Source organism: Microbacterium sp. LKL04 (genome assembly GCF_900102005.1).
In the GTDB taxonomy this organism is placed as follows: Bacteria; Actinomycetota; Actinomycetes; order Actinomycetales; family Microbacteriaceae; genus Microbacterium.
Map to the genome: position 1 here is coordinate 2,786,625 of NZ_LT627736.1, position 17,663 is coordinate 2,804,287.

General features: G+C 71.8%; 15 protein-coding genes and 1 pseudogene. 10 read left to right on the top strand and 6 right to left on the bottom strand.

All coding sequences use genetic code 11. From position 1 onward, the window contains the following. Window positions 1-170 precede the first annotated feature (170 nt). The 4 genes from BLP38_RS13600 to BLP38_RS13615 all read left to right on the top strand — a co-directional run bounded on the left by BLP38_RS13600 (window position 171) and on the right by BLP38_RS13615 (window position 6,881). Window positions 171-1,520 (top strand): 3' terminal RNA ribose 2'-O-methyltransferase Hen1, encoded by a 1,350-nt coding sequence (locus BLP38_RS13600; protein ID WP_091358994.1) that lies wholly within the window; start codon window positions 171-173, stop codon window positions 1,518-1,520. Next, entirely contained in the window at window positions 1,517-4,036 is a 2,520-nt protein-coding gene (locus tag BLP38_RS13605) for a polynucleotide kinase-phosphatase (protein ID WP_091358997.1), read from the top strand. Before BLP38_RS13600 ends, BLP38_RS13605 begins: the two co-directional genes overlap by 4 nt. Window positions 4,037-4,276: 240 nt before the next feature. Beyond that, window positions 4,277-6,565 carry a maltose alpha-D-glucosyltransferase gene (treS, locus tag BLP38_RS13610; RefSeq protein WP_091359002.1) on the top strand — a complete coding sequence of 763 codons (2,289 nt, stop codon included), beginning with the start codon at window positions 4,277-4,279 and terminating at the stop codon, window positions 6,563-6,565. 55 nt (window positions 6,566-6,620) lie between these two features. Continuing rightward, complete coding sequence (locus tag BLP38_RS13615; RefSeq protein ID WP_091359005.1) at window positions 6,621-6,881, top strand: DUF3072 domain-containing protein; 261 nt, start codon at window positions 6,621-6,623, stop codon at window positions 6,879-6,881. Window positions 6,882-6,906: 25 nt separating this feature from the next. Here BLP38_RS13615 and BLP38_RS13620 read toward each other — a convergent pair whose 3' ends face one another. After that, window positions 6,907-8,151 carry a phosphotransferase gene (locus BLP38_RS13620; RefSeq protein WP_091359008.1) on the bottom strand — a complete coding sequence of 415 codons (1,245 nt, stop codon included), beginning with the start codon at window positions 8,149-8,151 and terminating at the stop codon, window positions 6,907-6,909. Between the two features lie 90 nt (window positions 8,152-8,241). Between BLP38_RS13620 and BLP38_RS13625 the strand changes: the two genes are divergently transcribed. From BLP38_RS13625 to BLP38_RS13655, 6 genes and pseudogenes are all read left to right on the top strand, one after another. Continuing rightward, window positions 8,242-8,940 carry a hypothetical protein gene (locus BLP38_RS13625; protein WP_091359011.1) on the top strand — a complete coding sequence of 233 codons (699 nt, stop codon included), beginning with the start codon at window positions 8,242-8,244 and terminating at the stop codon, window positions 8,938-8,940. Window positions 8,941-9,013: 73 nt separating this feature from the next. Beyond that, on the top strand, window positions 9,014-10,402 hold the full coding sequence (locus tag BLP38_RS13630; protein ID WP_091359014.1) for a cytochrome P450: 1,389 nt from the start codon (window positions 9,014-9,016) through the stop codon (window positions 10,400-10,402). A gap of 99 nt (window positions 10,403-10,501) precedes the next feature. Continuing rightward, window positions 10,502-11,086: pseudogene (locus BLP38_RS13635) on the top strand (APC family permease); the annotation flags it as partial. Between the two features lie 341 nt (window positions 11,087-11,427). Beyond that, window positions 11,428-11,886, top strand: coding sequence for a GNAT family N-acetyltransferase (locus BLP38_RS13645; RefSeq protein ID WP_091359017.1), 459 nt, complete (start codon window positions 11,428-11,430; stop codon window positions 11,884-11,886). Window positions 11,887-11,948: 62 nt separating this feature from the next. Further along, on the top strand, window positions 11,949-12,284 hold the full coding sequence (locus tag BLP38_RS13650) for a hypothetical protein (protein ID WP_091359020.1): 336 nt from the start codon (window positions 11,949-11,951) through the stop codon (window positions 12,282-12,284). 64 nt (window positions 12,285-12,348) lie between these two features. Then, window positions 12,349-12,894: a dihydrofolate reductase family protein gene (locus tag BLP38_RS13655; RefSeq protein ID WP_091359024.1), complete on the top strand. Its 546-nt coding sequence runs from the start codon at window positions 12,349-12,351 to the stop codon at window positions 12,892-12,894. 19 nt (window positions 12,895-12,913) lie between these two features. On the opposite strand, the gene BLP38_RS13660 is transcribed toward BLP38_RS13655, so the two are convergent. From BLP38_RS13660 to BLP38_RS13680, 5 genes are read right to left on the bottom strand one after another with little or no spacing between them, the layout of a single operon-like run. Then, a complete protein-coding gene (locus tag BLP38_RS13660) occupies window positions 12,914-13,597 on the bottom strand; it encodes a hypothetical protein (RefSeq protein ID WP_133398738.1) in 684 nt (227 codons plus the stop codon). A gap of 42 nt (window positions 13,598-13,639) precedes the next feature. Next, window positions 13,640-14,449, bottom strand: a complete 810-nt coding sequence (locus tag BLP38_RS13665; protein ID WP_091359031.1) for a glycosyltransferase family 2 protein — start codon at window positions 14,447-14,449, stop codon at window positions 13,640-13,642. Continuing rightward, on the bottom strand, window positions 14,446-15,441 hold the full coding sequence (locus tag BLP38_RS13670) for a glycosyltransferase (protein WP_091359035.1): 996 nt from the start codon (window positions 15,439-15,441) through the stop codon (window positions 14,446-14,448). The genes BLP38_RS13665 and BLP38_RS13670 overlap by 4 nt, the downstream gene beginning before the upstream one ends. Beyond that, on the bottom strand, window positions 15,438-16,544 hold the full coding sequence (locus tag BLP38_RS13675; RefSeq protein WP_091359040.1) for a glycosyltransferase: 1,107 nt from the start codon (window positions 16,542-16,544) through the stop codon (window positions 15,438-15,440). The genes BLP38_RS13670 and BLP38_RS13675 overlap by 4 nt, the downstream gene beginning before the upstream one ends. Beyond that, window positions 16,541-17,662, bottom strand: a complete 1,122-nt coding sequence (locus tag BLP38_RS13680; RefSeq protein ID WP_091359045.1) for a hypothetical protein — start codon at window positions 17,660-17,662, stop codon at window positions 16,541-16,543. The genes BLP38_RS13675 and BLP38_RS13680 overlap by 4 nt, the downstream gene beginning before the upstream one ends. Between the last annotated feature and the right edge of the window lies 1 nt (window position 17,663).

Consider the following 17,663-nt stretch of genomic DNA (forward strand, 5'->3'; position numbering starts at 1 on the left):
CCCGACGCGAACTGCGCTCATTCCCGCCCCGAACGCGCACGTCGCGTCGGCTCGCTTCGCCGAGACGTCGCAGATGGTCGCGCGACGCGCCTGACAGCGACCATCTGCGCCGTCTCGAGCACGCCCCGCCGCCCTAGAGTGAATCGGATGCCACGACGGGGGAGGCGACGATGCTCGTGACGGTGACCTATGCGCCGACGGACGGTCAGGATGCGACCGCGCTCGGATTCCTCGTGCACAAACACCCCGCCAAAGTCCAGACGTTCTCGGCGCCGGTCGGCGACATCCACGTCTTCTATCCTGAGGCGACCCCTGAGGTCACTACCGTCGCGGTGATGCTCGAGGTGGATCCGATCGCGCTCGTCCGCAACAAGCGGTTCCGAGGGGATGCCGGGGCTCTCGGCCACTACGTCAACGACCGGCCGTACGTCGCCTCGAGCATGCTCGCCGTCGCGATCGGGACCGTCTTCCGCACCGCGATGACCGGGCGCAGCGACTCGTACCCCGAGCTGGCGGCATCCGCTCTGCCGCTGCGGATCGAGGTCCCCGTCGTCTCGGCCCGGGGTGATGAGGATCTCGTGCGCCGGCTGTTCGAGCCGTGCGGATGGTCCGTCGAACAGACTCGCATCGCGCTCGATGACGAGCACCGGGAGTGGGGCGACTCGCGGTACAGCTCCGTCGTCCTGACGGGAGAGGTCCGGCTCGCCGAGGCGCTCCGCCAGCTCTATGTGCTGCTCCCCGTCCTCGACGACGCGAAGCACTACTGGGTCGGGGACGACGAGATCGGCAAGCTCGAACGCGCCGGAGAGGGATGGCTCGCAGTCCACCCCGAGCGCGACCTCATCACGCGGCGCTACCTCGTGCACCAGCGCGCGCTCCTGGACGAGCCCGCTTCGGAGGACCGCCCGACACCGCTCCGCGAGCACCGCGCCGACGCGGTCCTCGCCGCGCTCGCCGAGGTCGGCGCACACCGCGTCGTGGACATGGGCTGCGGCCCCGGAGCCCTCCTCGCCCGCTTCGCCAAGGACCGCTCCTTCACGAAGATCGTCGGCGTCGACGTGTCGGCCCGCTCGCTCGACCAGGCGGCACGGATGCTGCGGCTCGCCGAGGCGTCCGACGCCGAACGCGAGCGCATCGACCTGCTCCACGGCTCGGTCGTCTACCGCGACGAGCGGCTGCAAGGGTTCGATGCGATGGTGCTCATGGAGGTCATCGAGCACGTCGATCCGTCGCGGCTCGGAGCGCTCGAAGACGCCGTCTTCGCCTCGGCCGCGCCCGGCGCTGTCGTCGTCACGACACCCAACGCCGACTACAACGTCCTCTATCCCGACCTGCCCGCGGGCTCGTTCCGTCACGATGACCACCGGTTCGAGTGGACGCGCACGGAGTTCCAGGAGTGGGCCGAGGGGGTCGCCGCTCGGCGCGGGTACGCGGTCTCGTTCCGTCCGGTCGGCGATCTGGATGCCGACCGCGGCGCCCCCACGCAGCTCGCCCTGTTCCGCAAGGAGGCCGCCGCATGACCGTCCTCGACATCCCCGCCCTCTCGCTCGTCGTCCTCGTCGGGGCATCCGGATCGGGCAAGTCGACCTTCGCGCGGGAGCACTTCGGCCCGTACGAGACGCTCTCGAGCGACGCCTTCCGCGGCCTCGTCGGCAACGACGAGTCGGACCAGTCCGTGACCGCCGCCGCCTTCGACGCGCTGCAGTACGTCGCCGGCAAGCGTCTCGACGCAGGCCTGCTCACCGTCGTCGACGCGACGAGCGTGCAGCCCGAGGCGAGGCGCAAGCTCGTCGAGCTCGCGAAGGCCCACGACGTGCTCCCCGTCGCGATCGTCTTCGACGTGCCCGAGGCGGTCTCGGTCGAACGCAACGCCGCGCGCACCGACCGTCACATCTCGGCGGGTGTCGTGAAGCGGCAGAACGATCAGCTGCGCCGCGGACTCCGCCACCTCGGGCGCGAGGGATTCCGCAAGGTGCACGTGCTCCGCAGCCCCGAGGACGTCGCCGACGCCACGATCGAACGCACCCGCCTCCTCAACGACCGCACCGATGAACGCGGTCCATTCGATGTCATCGGCGACGTGCACGGATGCCGCAGCGAGCTCGAGACCCTGCTCCGCGAGCTCGGCTACGAGCTCGTGCGAGACGAGCAGGGCCGGGCGGTCGACGCGCGGCATCCCGAAGAGCGTCGCGTCGTGTTCGTCGGCGACCTCGTCGACCGCGGGCCCGACGTCGTCGGCGTGCTGCGCCTCGCGATGGGGATGGTCGCCTCGGGGAGCGCCCTCGCCGTCCCGGGGAACCACGAGGCCAAGCTCGTCCGCGCGCTCCGCGGCGCGAACGTGACCATCTCGCATGGACTCGAGGAGACGCTCGCGCAGTTGGCGGGCGAGAGCGCGGAGTTCCGCGAGCAGGTCGAGGCGTTCTGCTACGACCTCGTGTCGCACCTGATCCTCGACGAGGGGCGGCTCGTCGTGGCGCACGCCGGGCTCAAGGAGCAGTACCACGGTCGCGCGTCCGGACGTGTGCGCGCCTTCGCCCTGTACGGCGAGACGACCGGCGAGACCGACGAGTACGGGCTGCCCGTGCGCCACCCGTGGGCGCAGGACTACCGCGGCAAGGCGGTCGTCCTCTACGGGCACACGCCGGTGCCGACGGTCGAGTGGGTGAACAACACCGCGTGCCTCGACACCGGGTGCGTCTTCGGCGGGGCGCTGTCGGCGATGCGCTACCCCGAGCGCGAGGTCGTCTCGGTGCCGGCCGAGCAGGTCTGGTACGAGCCGATCCGTCCGCTCGCTCCCGCCGCGCCCGTGCGCGCCCCCGGTGTACTCGACCTCGCCGACGTGCAGGGCAAGCTCATCGTCCAGACGAGCCTGCACGGCCGTGTCGGCATCCAGGAGGAGCAGTCCGCCGGCGGTCTCGAGACGATCAGCCGGTGGGCGACCGACCCCCGTTGGCTCATCCACCTGCCGCCGACGATGTCGCCGCCGAACACATCGGCGCGGGAGGGCTACCTCGAGCACCCCGACGAGGCCTTCGCGACGTACCGCGCGAACGGCGTCACCGACCTGATCGCCGAGGAGAAGCACATGGGCTCGCGCGCCCTCGTGCTCGTCGCCCGCGATCCGGCCCGGTTCTCGGCACCCGAGGGATGGCGCGGCGCGATCCACACGCGGACGGGTCGCCCCTTCTTCGCGCCCGACGTCGAGGCCGACATGCTCGCGCGTCTTGACGCGGCGATCGAGCGCGCCGGTCTGTGGGACGAGCTCGGCTCGTCGTGGGTCCTCCTCGACGCCGAGATTCTGCCCTGGTCGCTCAAGGCCGGCGACCTCATCCGGGACCTCTACGCCTCGGTGGCCGCTGCGGCTGAGACGGCCACGGATGCCGCCGGTGCGGTGCTCGCCCGGGCCGCGGCATCCGGGATCGACGTCAGCGCCCTCGCCTCACGGAACCGGGCACGCGCCGAGGGTGCGCGCGGGTTCCGCGCGGCCTACCGCCGGTACGTCGGCGACGGGTCCGACGCCCGCATCGCGCCGTTCCAGGTGCTGGCCGCGGGCGAGGCGACGTTCGAGACGCGCGACCACGGGTGGCACCTCGGGATCGCCGACCGTCTCGTCGAGGTCGCGCCCGACCTCGTGGCGCCGACGCGGCGACGACGGATCGACCTCGGGGACGAGGCATCCGTCACCGCTGCCGTCGACTGGTGGGAGGAGCTGACCGGCGCGGGCGGGGAGGGCATGGTCGTGAAGCCGTTCGCCAACCTCACGCGCACCGAGAAGGGTCTCGTGCAGCCGGGCATCAAGGTGCGCGGCCGCGAATACCTGCGGATCATCTACGGCCCGGACTACACCGAGCCCGCCAACCTCTCGCGCCTGCGGGATCGCAACGTCGGACACAAGCGCTCGCTCGCCGCCCGCGAGTACGCCCTCGGGATCGAATCCCTGCACCGCTTCACCGCCGGCGAGCCGCTCTGGCGCGTGCACGAGGCGGTGTTCGGCGTGCTCGCCCTGGAGTCCGACCCGATCGACCCGCGTTTGTGACGACGTCGAGCCGACGCGAAGTGCGCCCATTCCGGCCGGGGAGCCGCAGTTCGCGTCGGGTCGGCGCACATAGCGCCGCTGAGCCGTCGCAGATGGTCGCGTTGCGAGGGACGGGGCGACCATCTGCGACGCGTCGGCGCACGAACGAGCGGGATGCCGGCCGGCGGCATCCCATAACGGTTCGAGAATCTGCGCACCACCCCTTCCGGCCGACCGGCGCGACTTCGTAGCGTGGACTCCATGGCGCGTGACGACGACCGACCCGAGGATCTCTACACCGGACCCATCGACCTGGCGGCGCTCGCCGCGGCCGAGGACGGCGATCTCGAGATGCCCGAGATCAGCTACGACGAGCAGCGCTATCCCGCCCGTCCGCGCAGACTCCGCCCGCGCGACAACCTGCGCGGCAGCAGTGTGCGACGCATCCGCACCGACCCGCGCACCGCGAACGGCACGAACCCGTCGTACGTCGAGTGGCTGGTGCGGCAGTCGATGTTGAAGGATGCCGACGTCCTCGCCCGTCAGCTGTCCGGTCAGCCGACGATGTGGCGGAACGCCTATGCGCGCCCCGACGCGCGTCGCGCGATCGCGACCAGTGACGTGTGGTTCACCGCCTATCCGATCTCGCTCATCACGCGGCCGGGGCAGTCTTTCCTCTCGGCGCTCGGCGACGAGGAGCTCTGGTCGGTGTTCGAGCGGATCGGCATCACCGCCGTCCACACCGGCCCCGTCAAGCGCGCCGGCGGCATCGAGGGGTGGGGCGAGACGCCCAGCGTCGACGGTCACTTCGACCGCATCAGTACGGCGATCGACGCGACCTTCGGCACGGAGGACGAGTTCCGTGCCCTGTGCGACGTGGCCGACACGCACGGCGGCAGCATCATCGACGACATCGTCCCCGGCCACACCGGCAAGGGCGCGGACTTCCGCCTCGCCGAGATGGGTTTCAAGGACTACCCGGGGATCTACCACATGGTCGCGATCCCGCCCGAGGACTGGCACCTGCTGCCCGACGTCCCCGAGGGCTACGACAGCGTCAACCTCGACCCCGCGACCGAGCACACGCTCGCCGAGCACGGCTACATCATCGGCGCCCTGCAGCGCGTCATTTTCTACACGCCGGGCGTGAAGGAGACGAACTGGAGCGCCACGGCGCCCTCGATCGGCCCCGACGGCGTGACCCGACGCTGGGTGTACCTGCACTACTTCAAGCAGGGCCAGCCCTCGATCAACTGGCTCGACCCGACCTTCGCGGGCATGCGACTGGTCATCGGCGACGCGCTGCACTCCCTGGGCGAGCTCGGCACGAGCGCGCTGCGCCTCGACGCCAACGGCTTCCTCGGCGTGGAGAAGAGCGCCGAGGGTCTGCCGGCGTGGTCCGAGGGTCATCCACTCTCGCACGCCGCGAACCACATCATCGCGGGCATGGTCCGCAAGGTCGGCGGGTTCACCTTCCAGGAGCTGAACCTCACGATGGAGGACATCCGCGACACCGGTGCCGTCGGCGCCGACCTGTCGTACGACTTCATCGGACGCCCGGGCTACCACCACGCCCTCGCCACCGGTCAGACCGAGTTCCTGCGCCTGGCGCTCACGTCCTCGCTCGCGCTCGGGGTCGCGCCGGTGCAGCTCGTGCACGGCCTGCAGAACCACGACGAGCTCACCTACGAGCTCGTGCACTGGGCGACGCGGCACGCCGAGGAGGAGTACGGCTTCCGCGGCGACGTCATCACGGGCGCCGACCTCGCCGAGGTCGTCCGCGCCGAGCTGACCGAGAAGCTGGTGGATGCCGGTGACTACAACCGCGTGTTCACGCAGAACGGCATCGCCTGCACGACGACGTCGCTCATCGCGGCGACCCGCGGCATCCCGACCCTCGACGACATCACCGAGGCGGAGGTGCCCGCCATCCGCGACGCGCACCTGCTGCTCTCGGCCTACAACGCCTGGCAGCCGGGGGTGTTCGCCCTGTCGGGCTGGGACCTCGTCGGCATGCTGACGCTCCCCGGCGACGAGGTGGCCGACCTGATCCGCGTGGGCGACACCCGCTGGATCGAGCGCGGTGCGCACGACCTCCTCGACGTCGACCCCGCCGCCACACGCTCGATCTCGGGCATGCCGCGCGGGCGCGCCCTGTACGGGCCGCTCCCCGCCCAGCTCGAGGACCCCGAGTCGTTCGCCTCGAAGCTGTCGGCGATCCTCGACCTGCGTCGCGAGTACGGCATCGCGACGGCGTCGGCCGTCGACATCCCCGAGGTCGCGCACGCGGGCATGCTTGTGCTCGTCCACCGTCTCGACGAGGGGATGCCGGAGGCCGACGCCCCTCTCCAGGTGACCGTCCTCAACTTCTCGCCCGAGCCGATCGAGGGCACCGTTCGGTCGGAGCACCTGACTGCGCAGAGCGACGTCCTCGACGCTGCGCAGGGCGAGGTCATCGGCCGGGTCGACGACCTGCAGAGCTTCTCGGTGTCACTGCCCGCCTACGGCGCGCGGTTCCTCGTCCTGCAGCCGCAGGTCGAAGAGGACTGACGCGGCGCTGCGCAAGCCCCCGCGCGATGTCGGGGATCCTGCGTAGCGTCATGTCATGACTGATCAGAGCAGCTCCCCCGAGAACGACCCTGCCGACGAGCCCGAGATGCTGGGCGGCCCCAGCGGTGACACCGCGGTGAAGGACCCTGACGAGTGGGTCACCGGCGACGAGCCGATGACGGGCGCGCAGCGAAGCTACCTCGACACCCTCGCGCGCGAGGCAGGGGAGGAGATCCCCGCGAACCTGACGAAGGCAGAGGCCTCCGAGCACATCGATCGCCTGCAGCAGGCGACCGGCCGCGGCGCCTCGAACTGACGAGGCTGACGTCGCGTTCGCCCGATCAGGCGAGCGCGGCGTCGATCCCGGCGAGCGGTACGGGCAGCCAATCCGGACGGTTCCGCGCCTCGTAGATCGACTCGTAGACGGCCTTGTCGAGCACGAGCGCTCGCAGCAGAGCAGGGTCGAGTTCTATCGCGCCCGGGGCCGCGTCGTACGCCGACAGGAATGCCTCACGGCACGATGCCGCCCACGCCGCGGCATCCGGTCCTCCGCCGACGGCGCCCGCGTAGTCGAACGACCGCAGCATGCCGGCCACGTCACGCGGCGGCAGGTCGGGGATCGCACGCTCGGCCATCGGCCGGAGCGGTTCGCCCTCGAAGTCGACGATGCGCCAGCCGCCGTTCGGCACGGCGAGCACCTGTCCCAGGTGCAGGTCGCCGTGGATCCGCTGCAACCGCGGCCACGGGCGCTCGAGAGCGTCGGCGTAGACGGCGTCGATGGCCGAGAGTCGGTCGGCGACGGCGGGAACCTCGGCCGAGGCGATCGCCAGCCGGCGACGCCACGCGCGCCCGACGGCCTCGAGCTGCTCGGGCGAGGCGTCCACCGACTCGAGCGCGTCGCCGAGTGCGCCGTGCACGCCGGCGACTGCGACCCCCAGGTCGCGCGCCGCGTCGGTGAAGTCGCGTCCCTCGCGAGCGGCGTCGAGCGCGATCGCCCAGCCGTCGCGGACGCCGGGCAGGAACTCCTGCGCGAACCCGAGGGTGCCCTGGGCGGTGCCGGTCTCGCGGCCGACGTCGGGCCACTCGGCATCCGCGCTGCCATAGAACTTCGGCACGTAGGGCGACCCCGCGTCGCTGAGGACGCGCTGGACGGTCACGTCCGGGTTCTCGCCGTGGTGCAGGGTGCGGAAGAGCTTGAGGATGATCGTGGGCGACCCGTAGACCTCGTACACGATGGAGGTGTTCGACTGCTCGCCGGTCAGCACCCGCGAGCCGGTGACGCGGCTCGTGTCGACGCCCATCTGGGCGAGGAGACCGACCGTGAACCCGGGATGCCGCGTCGCGTCGATCAGCCGGTGCCCGTCCTCGGTCGTGGTGACGACCGCCTCGTCCGGCGCGTCGTCGGCCTCGGCGAGGGGCACGTTGTAGAGCGTGGGAAGCGCTCCGGCGTCGTCCATGAGGAGATAGCTCGTGGCGCCACCGGGTGCCGGCTGCGCATCGAGGATGCGGAATCGCGGATCGTGACTCTTGCCCGCGTACCAGCGCTGTCGCGCCACCCAGGCGCTGAGGTCGTCGTCGAATCGCACACGATCACTGTGGCGTGGCGAAGCGGGATCGCGGAAGGGGTGGACGGGGATTCATTCGCAGGTTAGGGATCCGCCTGCCATGATCGGCGCATGGGGGAGACGATGCTCGCGGAGCGGCTCGGGACGGCGCCGGAGAAGAAGCGATGGGCACCGCGTCGTCGGGTCCTGCTGATCGCCGCGCTCGCGGTCGGGGCGATCGCCGTGGTGGTCGCCGGGTGGCAGATCGCCGCATGGACGGCGCTCGGCGCGGTGCGGATCGTCTACGACGCGCGGCCGGTCGTATGCGAAGGCGCCGAGGTGGGCCTCCAGCCGTCGGGCGCGTCGGGCGAGGTCGCGGGTGACAACGGCTTCGCGTGGGACGAGACGTTTTACTCGTCGGTTCTGTGGGTCGAGCCCGGGATGACCTGCGCGATCCGGTTCTTCGTCGTCAACGACGGCTGGAGCGAGGTCGATGCCCAGGCCGTCGCCCTCCCGGGGATGCAGGAGGATCACGTCTCCCTTGTCCGTCCGACGATGGTGAATCCGAACGGTCAGACGAGGCTCGCCGACACCGACGACGCGGCGGTCTTCGCGATCGAGGGCATGCCCGTCCCCGCCGGGGAACAGCGGGCCTTCACGGTCATCGTCGAAGCGAACGCCGAGGATGCCGATGGGTACACCGTCTGCTCCGGGTTCATGCCGACGCCGCCTCAGGTGACCGTCTCCGGTCTGGGCGTGCAGCGGGCCGTATCGTCGCCCGAAGACTCCGGGATCTGGTTCTCCGCGGGCCCCCGCGACGAGTGCGACTGAGCCCGGGTACCACACGGCATCCGTGGGCGCACGCCCCTGGGCAGAGGCCGTCCGCCGCTGAGAGCGTCGAGGTATGTCGACCATCGATGAGCCCTCGACCGCCGTCCCCTCGACCCGCGCGGAGCGCAGCGCGGACCCGACGCTCGGTGTCGTCTCGCGCCCTGCCTGGCGCGACGACTCGGCGTCGCTTCTGATCCGCGGCTACCGGTTCGGTGAGCGAATCTGGAGCCGCGCTCCGCGGGGGGCGCGTTCCGCACCTTTGCGCCTGCTGTTCTCCGACGCGCTGCTCGTCCGCGGTGCCGAGGGTGTGGCGGCGTTCTACGACGACGAGCGTGTGGCACGGCACGGCGCGATGCCGCCGTTCATCCAGGAGACCCTCTTCGGGCACGACTCGGTGCACAGCCTCGACGGCGACGAGCATCGGCACCGCAAGGCCACCTTCGTCTCGGCGCTGTACGAGGACGAGCAGGTCGCCCGGCTGCGTCCGCACCTCGAACGGGAGTGGCGGCACGAGGTCGACGCGTGGATCGCCGGCGGTGAACGATCGGCGTACGACGCGGCGGTCGGTGCTCTGGGACGGGCGATCATGCGCTGGGCGGGGCTGCCGGGGACCGGCGACGCCAAGACGAGATGGGCTCGCCGGCAGGCGCAGATCGTCGACGGCTTCGGAGTGCCGTACTCGCCCGAATACGTGCTGGCGTTCGCGAACCGACGCTGGTCCGACCGTCACGCTGAGCGGCTGGTCCGGGCGGTGCGCGCGGGTCGTCTCGACGCGCAGCCCGGGACGGCGCTGAACGCCTGGGCGTGGCACCGTGATCGCGACGGGCAGTTGCTTCCCGCGCGCCTCGCCGGCATCGAGCTGCAGAACAGCTTCCGGCCGATGATCGCCGTCGCGCGGTTCACGGCCTTTGCGGCGAAGCGGCTGCAGGAGCACCCTGAATGGCGCGAGCGGATCGCGGCGGAGGTCGCCGAGCGCGGATCCCTCGTGGACGGCCCGCTCGCGACGGCGTTCGCGCAGGAGATCCGCCGCACCTCACCGTTCGTTCCGATGCTCCCCGCCTTCGCGACGCAGGACATCGAGGTCGACGGGCGCACGGTCCGCGCCGGCGGGCGGATCGTCCTCGACATCCTCGGCACCGACACGGACGAGCGGTCCTGGGATCGCGCGGACGAGTTCGGTCCCGAGCGCTTCGTCGACGTCGACGACTACGAGGCGATCGCTGCCTTCGTCCCGCACGGCGGCGCCGACGTCGCGACGGGGCACCGCTGCCCGGGCGAGAAGCTCGCGATCGCCGGGCTCGCGGCATCCATCAGCGCGATGAGCGACCCGCGGCTCGCGATCCTTCCGGCGGGCCTCGACGTGAACGAGCGCCGGATGCCGACCAAGCCCCGCTCCGGCGGTCGCGTCCGCGCGAGCGGGTCGCCGGCGGGCAGCGCGCGCTGCCCCTTCCACCGCGCCTGAGGTCGGTATCCCGCGACGCGACCGGGCGGGGATGCCACAGCCCGGCGCGCGGCGCAAGGGGGTCCGCACGGGAAGGCGGCGCCCGCAGCTCATCACGGCGGGGTCGTGTGCGTACTGGTAGGCCTCGCGAGCGCGACCGCCCTGCCGCCGGAGGACCTCGTCGACTCCAGCGGTCCCCTTCTCGACGTGGTCGCGGCTGCGGGAGTCGGCGTGCCGGCCTGGCTCTTCAGCCTGATCGCGCTCGTCGCGGTCGCCAACGGAGCGCTCCTCACGATGATCATGGCGAGTCGTCTCACGTACGGGATGTCTGAGCAGGGGCTTCTCCCCGGTGTCCTCGGACGGGTGCTCCCGAACCGCCGCACGCCGTGGGTGGCGATCCTCACGACCACGCTCATCGCCATGCTGCTCACACTCGTCGGCGATCTCGGTCTGCTCGCGGAGACGGTCGTGCTCCTGCTGCTGTTCGTCTTCCTGAGCGCGAACGTGTCGGTTCTCGTCCTGCGCCGCGACCGGGTCGAGCACGATCACTTCCGCGTCTGGACGGTCATCCCGATCCTCGGGATCGCGTCCTGCATCCTGCTGCTCACGCAGCAGTCCGGCATCGTCTGGCTGTTCGGCGCGGGCCTGCTCGTGGTCGGCGTCGCACTGTTCTTCGCGACCCGGTGGCTGCGCTCGCGGGCGGGGGAACCGGTTCAGGGCGTCATCCGGCGCGGCGGACGCCCCGAACCCGGGTCATCGACCGGTGGGCGGGAGCTTCGCGACGCCGTGGCGGGCGGGCTCGTCCGGTTCCGCGGCGGTCGCGGGAGATGCCGCCGACTCGCCGTGCGGGGAATCGGTGCCGGGGTACGACGGCTCCTCGATCTCGATCGCGCGGTCGCGGTCCTCCTTCTTGGGCAGGTGGTCCAGGGGCTGTCGGATGTCATCGGATTCGCTCATGTCCCCACGCTCCGACTCCGGCGGAGCCCGCGGCAGGGGCTTGCGAGCACCGGGTGAGTGTGGTGGCCGGGTTCGCGTAGCGTGAAGCGGTGACCGTCGGCATCCATCTGTCCCCGCTCGCCGAGATCCCGGCGACGACCCTCTACCGGATCATGTGGCTGCGGGTCGGCGTGTTCGTCGTCGAGCAGGAGGCCGCCTATCCGGAGCTCGACGGTCGCGACATCGAGCCCGGCGCGCTCCTCGCGTGGGCGGAGGAGGACGGCGAGGTCCTCGGAACGCTCCGCGTGCTGGATGAGGGCACGCGGTGGCGGATCGGACGCGTCGTCACGAGTGCCGCCGCCCGCGGCCGAGGTGTCGGCGCCGACCTCATGCGCCTCGCGATCGATCACGCGATCGCCCAGGACGCCTCGCGCCCGTTCGTCCTCGACGCGCAGGAGCACCTCGCGGACTGGTACGGCCGCTTCGGGTTCGTCGTCAGCGGTGCGTCCTACGTCGAGGACCGCATTCCGCACGTACCGATGACCCGTTCCGCAGACGCCGCAGTGTAGGAGACGGATGCCGGGGGCGCGACCCCCATCTGCGTGACGCGAACGGCCCGCACTATCGACCAATGCTCGAACTGCACTACTCCGATGGCTACGTCGTGACGACGGACGCGATCGCGGATGCGGTGATGCGGTACGCGAAGAGCCTCGCGGAGCAGAAAGCCTCGGACCTCATCACCGTCCCCATCTCGACCACCGAGGGCGCGGCGACCTCGTCGATGCTCATCGGCCCCGCGAGCCAGCTCTACACGACGCCGCACACGGGCTTCGCGGTCCGCCTGGACGACGAGGCCGCGGTCATGGACCTCCTCAGTCGCAACGACCGGCTCGTCCATCCGCCGGCGTCGATCGGCGAGTACCCCTACGAGGAGGACGACCCCTGGTTCGAGGAGTCGTTCTGACGCGCGCACGGCGGCGGTCGATCGGCTGATGCGCGGGGCAGGGGTCCGGGCGTAGCCTCGCGCTGTGCGCCCCCTCCGCTACTCCATCAACGTCACCCTCGACGGGTGCGTCGACCACCTCGCCGGCATCCCCGATCCGCAGACGCATGCCCACGCCGCAGAGCAGATCGCCCGCGCCGACGCCCTCCTGTTCGGCCGCACCGTCTACTGGATGATGGAGGATGCCTGGCGTCCACCGGCATCCGATGGGCGGCCGGAGTGGATGCAACCGTTCGCGCACACCATCGACGCCGCGAAGAAGTACGTCGTCTCGTCGACGCTGGGCTCGGTGGACTGGAACGCCGAGCTGGTCACCGGGGACCTGCGCACGGAGGTCGAGTCGCTCAAGGCGACGTCGGGAGACGGGCTGTACACGGCGGGCGTCACCCTCGCGACGACGCTTGCGGGCTGGGGGCTCATCGACGAGTACACGTTCGTGGTCCACCCTCGCCTCGCCGGGCACGGTCCGCGGCTGTTCGAGGGGCTGCAGGAGCCGCTGGATCTGGAGCTCGTGGATCGCGTCTCGTTCGCCTCCGGCGTGACCGCCGAGACCTACGTGCCGAGGCGCTGAGCGGGCTCGACCCCCGCCTTCACAGGGGCAGGCGCTCCGCGTCGGCGTACGGACTGAACCTGCGGACGTAGGCCCGCTGCACCACGCGGTCGACAGCCGTGAGGTTCTTCGCACGCCCCGCAGGTCGATCGATCGGCATCCCCAGGTCGGCCAGGGTCCGCCGGGCGTCGGGCGTCCACCGCACGGTCTCGGCGATCCTCAGCGCGCGATCGGCGAGCACGTACCGGTCCGTGCTCTTCGCGAGGAGCCACGCATGCCACACCTGCAGCGGCCGACTGTCCGAGACGGTTCCCGCCGCGACATCCCCGGCGAGCCACATCTCGATCACCGAATCGATCGTCCTGAGCCTCGCGAGCAGGGGGATCAGAAGCGCTTCGGTGTCGAGGACGAGGGGATCGCGGGCAGCCTCGTCCGTGTCGAGATACCGGCGGCGGGATGCACCGGGCAGGTCGCTCAGCCCGAAGGTGGCGGGGTGAGGGGCGTCATAGTCGGGCTCGCCGTCCCGAAGGATCAGGGAACCCACGGCCAGCTCGTGCTCGTGGGCGTCCCACTTTGCCGTGCCGAGGTGGACCCACCACCGGAGCTCGGACGTGTCCAGGATCCACTCGTCGCCGCGGCGCTCGAAGCCGGCCGGTCGAAGCACGCGCGTCATCTCGCGGGTGCGGTGCCCTCGGGACCACGTCTTCACCCCCGTGTCTGCCATGAGCGAAGGATACGACCTGTCGGGTCGCACCGCGCACGGGGGCTACGAACGGATGCCGTCGGCACGCCGCCAGCCGGCGGCATCCCTCACCACCGCGCCGCCGCGCTCGAAGGCCTCGAGCCACCCGGTCATCGGCCACTCGTCCCAGCGTCGATGGAAGAGCGCGCCGTTGCGGAGGATGTCGTCGACGTGCTGCCACGGGGGTGATGACGTCGGGTGGTACTGGTGGTAGGCGTGCGCTCCGCCCGTCCAGACGAGCGGGATTCCGTGCGACCGCATCCGGAACGCGAAGTCGGTGTCCTCGCCGCCATACCCCTCGTAGGCCTCGTCGAATCCGCCGATGCGCCGCCAGGTCTCGGGCGTGAGGGCGAACGAGAGCGACCAGAACAGTGCGTACTCCGCGTCGGTGGCGACACGATCCTCGTCGTCGGCGGGCATCGGGCGAGCCGCGTGCGGTGCGGTGTGAGCGACCAGGTCGGCGGGGTCGGATGCCGTGACCCCCTCGGCGAGGTAGGTGACCGGTCCGCACAGCACGGCATCCGCGTGGCGCCCTGCCGCCTCGCCGTAACGGCGCAGCAGGTCGGGCCCCGGGATGCAGTCCGCGTCGAGGAAGACGAGCAACTCGGCGCCCTCGGCGGCGGCGGCGCCCGCGTTGCGCCCGGCGGCCAGTCGCAGCCCCTCGGGTCCAGGAGGCACCCGGAGGACCGTCTCGGCGTCCAGCTCCGGCGGCTCGTCGTCGCCGATCCAGACGACGATGCGGCGGACGTCCGGCACGCCCGCCAGGGCCCGTAACTGCGCGCGCAGGTGCTCGACACGCGGCAGTGAGCACATGCTGACGACGGCAATGCTCATCGGTCGCCCCGCACGGTGTCGACGATGGCCGAGGCCGCACGCTCCGGCGCGCCCGCCACCTCCCAGCGCTCCCATTCCGGCTGCGCGGTCGACGCGCGGTCGACGAGCTCCGGCCACCCCGCCGCGTCGGGCCATTCGTCCGAGACCTGAGCGAGGCCGGCGCGGCGAAGGGCGCGTCCTGTCTCGCGCTGCTCGTCGAACGGACGATCCTGCGGGACGACGATCGCGGGAGCGTGTGCGGCGGCGAGGTCGGCGACGGCGTTCTGGCCGGCGTACGAGACGACGACCGCCGCGGAGGTCAGCGCCTCCCAGGGGTCGTCGGCCCAGGCGCTGCCCCCGAGGACTCGCCACGGCCGACCCGTCGCCTTCTCGGCATCCCGGATCGCCGCCGGCCCCACGGCGGACCCGCCCGCTCCGGCCAGCAGGACGACCTCATCGGAGCGCCCGCTCCGCGGATAGCGGCTCGAGAAACGGCTGATCCCGCCCGTGTGCACGACCTTGTCGCCGAGCGCCTCGAGGTGCGGAGGCGACAGGATACCGCGCGCCCACGGTGCCAGGACGGTGTCGGCTGCCGCGAAGCCGAGCAGGTGAGGGCGGTCGACACGGTTGCCCGGCTGCGTCACCACGACGGTGCGCAGCCCCAGCAGGCGGGCGAGGAGCGTCACCTCGACGGACGTGTCGACGACCATGGCGTCCCACCGCCGCGCGGTCGCCGCAGCGGCGATGACCGAGAGTCGAGAGCGGTGACCGACGTGTCCGATGGGTGCCCAGTGCAGCAGCCCGTCCACGGTCGGGTCGACGGGATCGCCGCCGTCGTCGTCGCGCTCGAGGACGGTCCAGGTCCACCCCGAGGGCAGACCGGGCGGAGCAGGGAGGCTGCTGAGGCAGTCGACCGCGGCGTCCAGGTGCGGGGCGATCGCGAGCAGGCGGGTGAGGTGCCCGCGGCCGTGGTTGTGGACGTACCACCCGAGTCGGGGCGCGCCGTCGCTCACGCGGCGCTCTCCGTCGCGAGCAGTCGCGCGAAGCTCGCCTCGAGGGCGTCGATGCGCAGGTCGAGCGAGAAGCGGCGCTCGGCGGTCTCGCGGACGACCGCGCGGAACGCGGCATCCCTCCCGCTCGGCAGCATCGCCGCCGCGCGCTCCGTCATCGCGTCGACGTCGCCCGCAGCGACCAGCTGCATGCCCATCGTCGCCGCAGCGATCTCGGGGACACCGCCGACGGCGAAGCCGACGACGGGCGTTCCGCACATGAGCGCCTCGGGGCCGACGAGTCCGAACGGCTCGGCCCACGCCGGCGTCGCCAGGGCGAGGCCGCTGCGTCCCACGAGGTCCGCGAGCGGCGCCGGAGCGAGCTCGCCCGCGTACTCGACACCGCCGCCGAGGCGCGGGAACACGACCTCGCGGGCGTACTCCTCGTCGCCGATACGACCCGCGATCACGAGGCGCCGCCCGAGACGCCGCGCCACCTCCACCGCGACGTGCGGAGCTTTCTCGGGAACGATCCGCCCGAACCAGACGAGGTCGTCGCCGCCGGGACCCAGGGGCCACGCCCGCGGGTCGACGCCGTTGGGCAGAAGCGTCGAGGGGACACCGGCGGCATCCCACTGCGTCTTCGTGTGCGTGCTCACCGACAGGAACTGCGAACCGCCGCCGTCGGCCGCGGCGTGCGCGGCGACCGCGAGTGCGTCGACCGGCGTGTGCAGGGTCGTCACCATGGGTACGCCGAGCTGCGACGCCCGCTGCAGCGGCAGGGCGTCGAGGCAGTGGTTCGAGATCACGTCGTACCGCTCGGGGTGCGCGGCGATCCGGTCGAGGGCGCGACCGAGCGCCGGCGCGCTCTCGCGGTGGTAGCTCTCGGGCCAGGTCTTGTCGGTGGGCCGCGCGCCCTCGGGCCACACGACGGGCGGCAGGCGGAACACGCTCGCGTCCGAGAGGAAGTCCGACCCCTCCGGTGCGATGAACGTGACCTCGTGGCCGCGACGGCGGAGGGCGTCGACCTCGGCCCAGACGGCGGATTCGAGACCCCCGGCGTGCGGGCGGCGGATGGGGAAGCGCAGCGGTGCGATGACGACGATGCGGAGCGGGCGGGCGCTCACGCGGTGCGGCTTTCGAGCAACGAGAGATACAGCTCCGCATGACGCTGGGCGATTGCGGCATCCATCACGGAGCGCACACCACGGCGCTGATCGACCAGCGCATCCCGCGCGGGACTCGCCGGGCGCGACGCGGGAGCGGTCCACAGCGCGGCCAGTGCGCCGGCGAGCCCCGTCGCGTCGCCCGGCGAGAACGACGCGACCGTGCCGTCGTCGTGCTGCTCGGCGAAGAACCCCACCTTCGGGGCGGCGACGGGGACGCCGAGGTCCCAGCACAGTTCGAGCCATCCCGAGTGCGTGCCGTGCCGGTAGGGCAGGACGCAGGCGTCCAGTCGCGCCAACGCCGCGAAGAGCCCGGCATCGTCGAGCCGCTCGTGCTCGACGAGATCGAGGGCGTCGGATGCCGCGCACAGCGCACGTACCTCGGCTGCGGCATCCGCATCCCGGACCCGCTGGTGCAGTCGGACCTCGCCGCGGACGTCGTGCCCTGCGTCGCGGAGCGCGGTGAGTGCCGCGTCGAGCGTCCGCACGGTGCCCGGTCCGTCGACGCTGGGCCGGAGGTCCTTCAGGTGGACGCCGACGACGCGCCCCGCACCGACGGCCGGTTCGATGGTCGCGTCGCGGGGGAGGACCGACGGGTGCGGGATGACGGTGGCGTGCCGACCCCACCGTTCGCGCACCGCGCGGGCCGCGCCGACCGTCAGCGTCGTGACGGCGTCGGCGCCCGCCATGATCTCGTCGAGCTGCGCGAGGTAGGCGGAGCTGTCGCCCAGTTGCGGGTGCTCGAGGTCGTGGAGCGTGAACGCGACGGGCCATCCGGCGGCGTGGGCCGCGTCGAGGCATGCGGTCAGGTGCCCTGGCGGGAACGACTCCGTGCCGAAGTGGATGTGGAGGAGAGATGCCTCGTCGGCGTAGGCGCGGATCCAGGCGGGATCGAGCGCTGCCGGCGGCCACCAGACCGCGGGGTCCGAGCCGGGCGCGATCGGATCGTCGAGCACCGCCACGCGAGGATCCGCGGTGGCCTGCTGCACGTACGGATGACCCGCAGGAACGGAGACGATCGTCACCGCGGCGGTGGATCCCGCTCCCGTCGGCGGGTCGATGCGCATCGTCGTATCCACG

What these genes read in the sequence shown, in the direction of transcription:
- treS (WP_091359002.1), top strand. Translation starts at nt 4,277, where the DNA reads ATGGCGCGTGACGACGACCGACCCGAGGATCTCTACACCGGACCCATC.
- BLP38_RS13630 (WP_091359014.1), top strand. Translation starts at nt 9,014, where the DNA reads ATGTCGACCATCGATGAGCCCTCGACCGCCGTCCCCTCGACCCGCGCG.
- BLP38_RS13665 (WP_091359031.1), bottom strand. Translation starts at nt 14,449, where the DNA reads ATGAGCATTGCCGTCGTCAGCATGTGCTCACTGCCGCGTGTCGAGCAC.
- BLP38_RS13660 (WP_133398738.1), bottom strand. Translation starts at nt 13,597, where the DNA reads ATGGCAGACACGGGGGTGAAGACGTGGTCCCGAGGGCACCGCACCCGC.
- BLP38_RS13615 (WP_091359005.1), top strand. Translation starts at nt 6,621, where the DNA reads ATGACTGATCAGAGCAGCTCCCCCGAGAACGACCCTGCCGACGAGCCC.
- BLP38_RS13650 (WP_091359020.1), top strand. Translation starts at nt 11,949, where the DNA reads ATGCTCGAACTGCACTACTCCGATGGCTACGTCGTGACGACGGACGCG.
- BLP38_RS13625 (WP_091359011.1), top strand. Translation starts at nt 8,242, where the DNA reads ATGGGGGAGACGATGCTCGCGGAGCGGCTCGGGACGGCGCCGGAGAAG.
- BLP38_RS13605 (WP_091358997.1), top strand. Translation starts at nt 1,517, where the DNA reads ATGACCGTCCTCGACATCCCCGCCCTCTCGCTCGTCGTCCTCGTCGGG.
- BLP38_RS13600 (WP_091358994.1), top strand. Translation starts at nt 171, where the DNA reads ATGCTCGTGACGGTGACCTATGCGCCGACGGACGGTCAGGATGCGACC.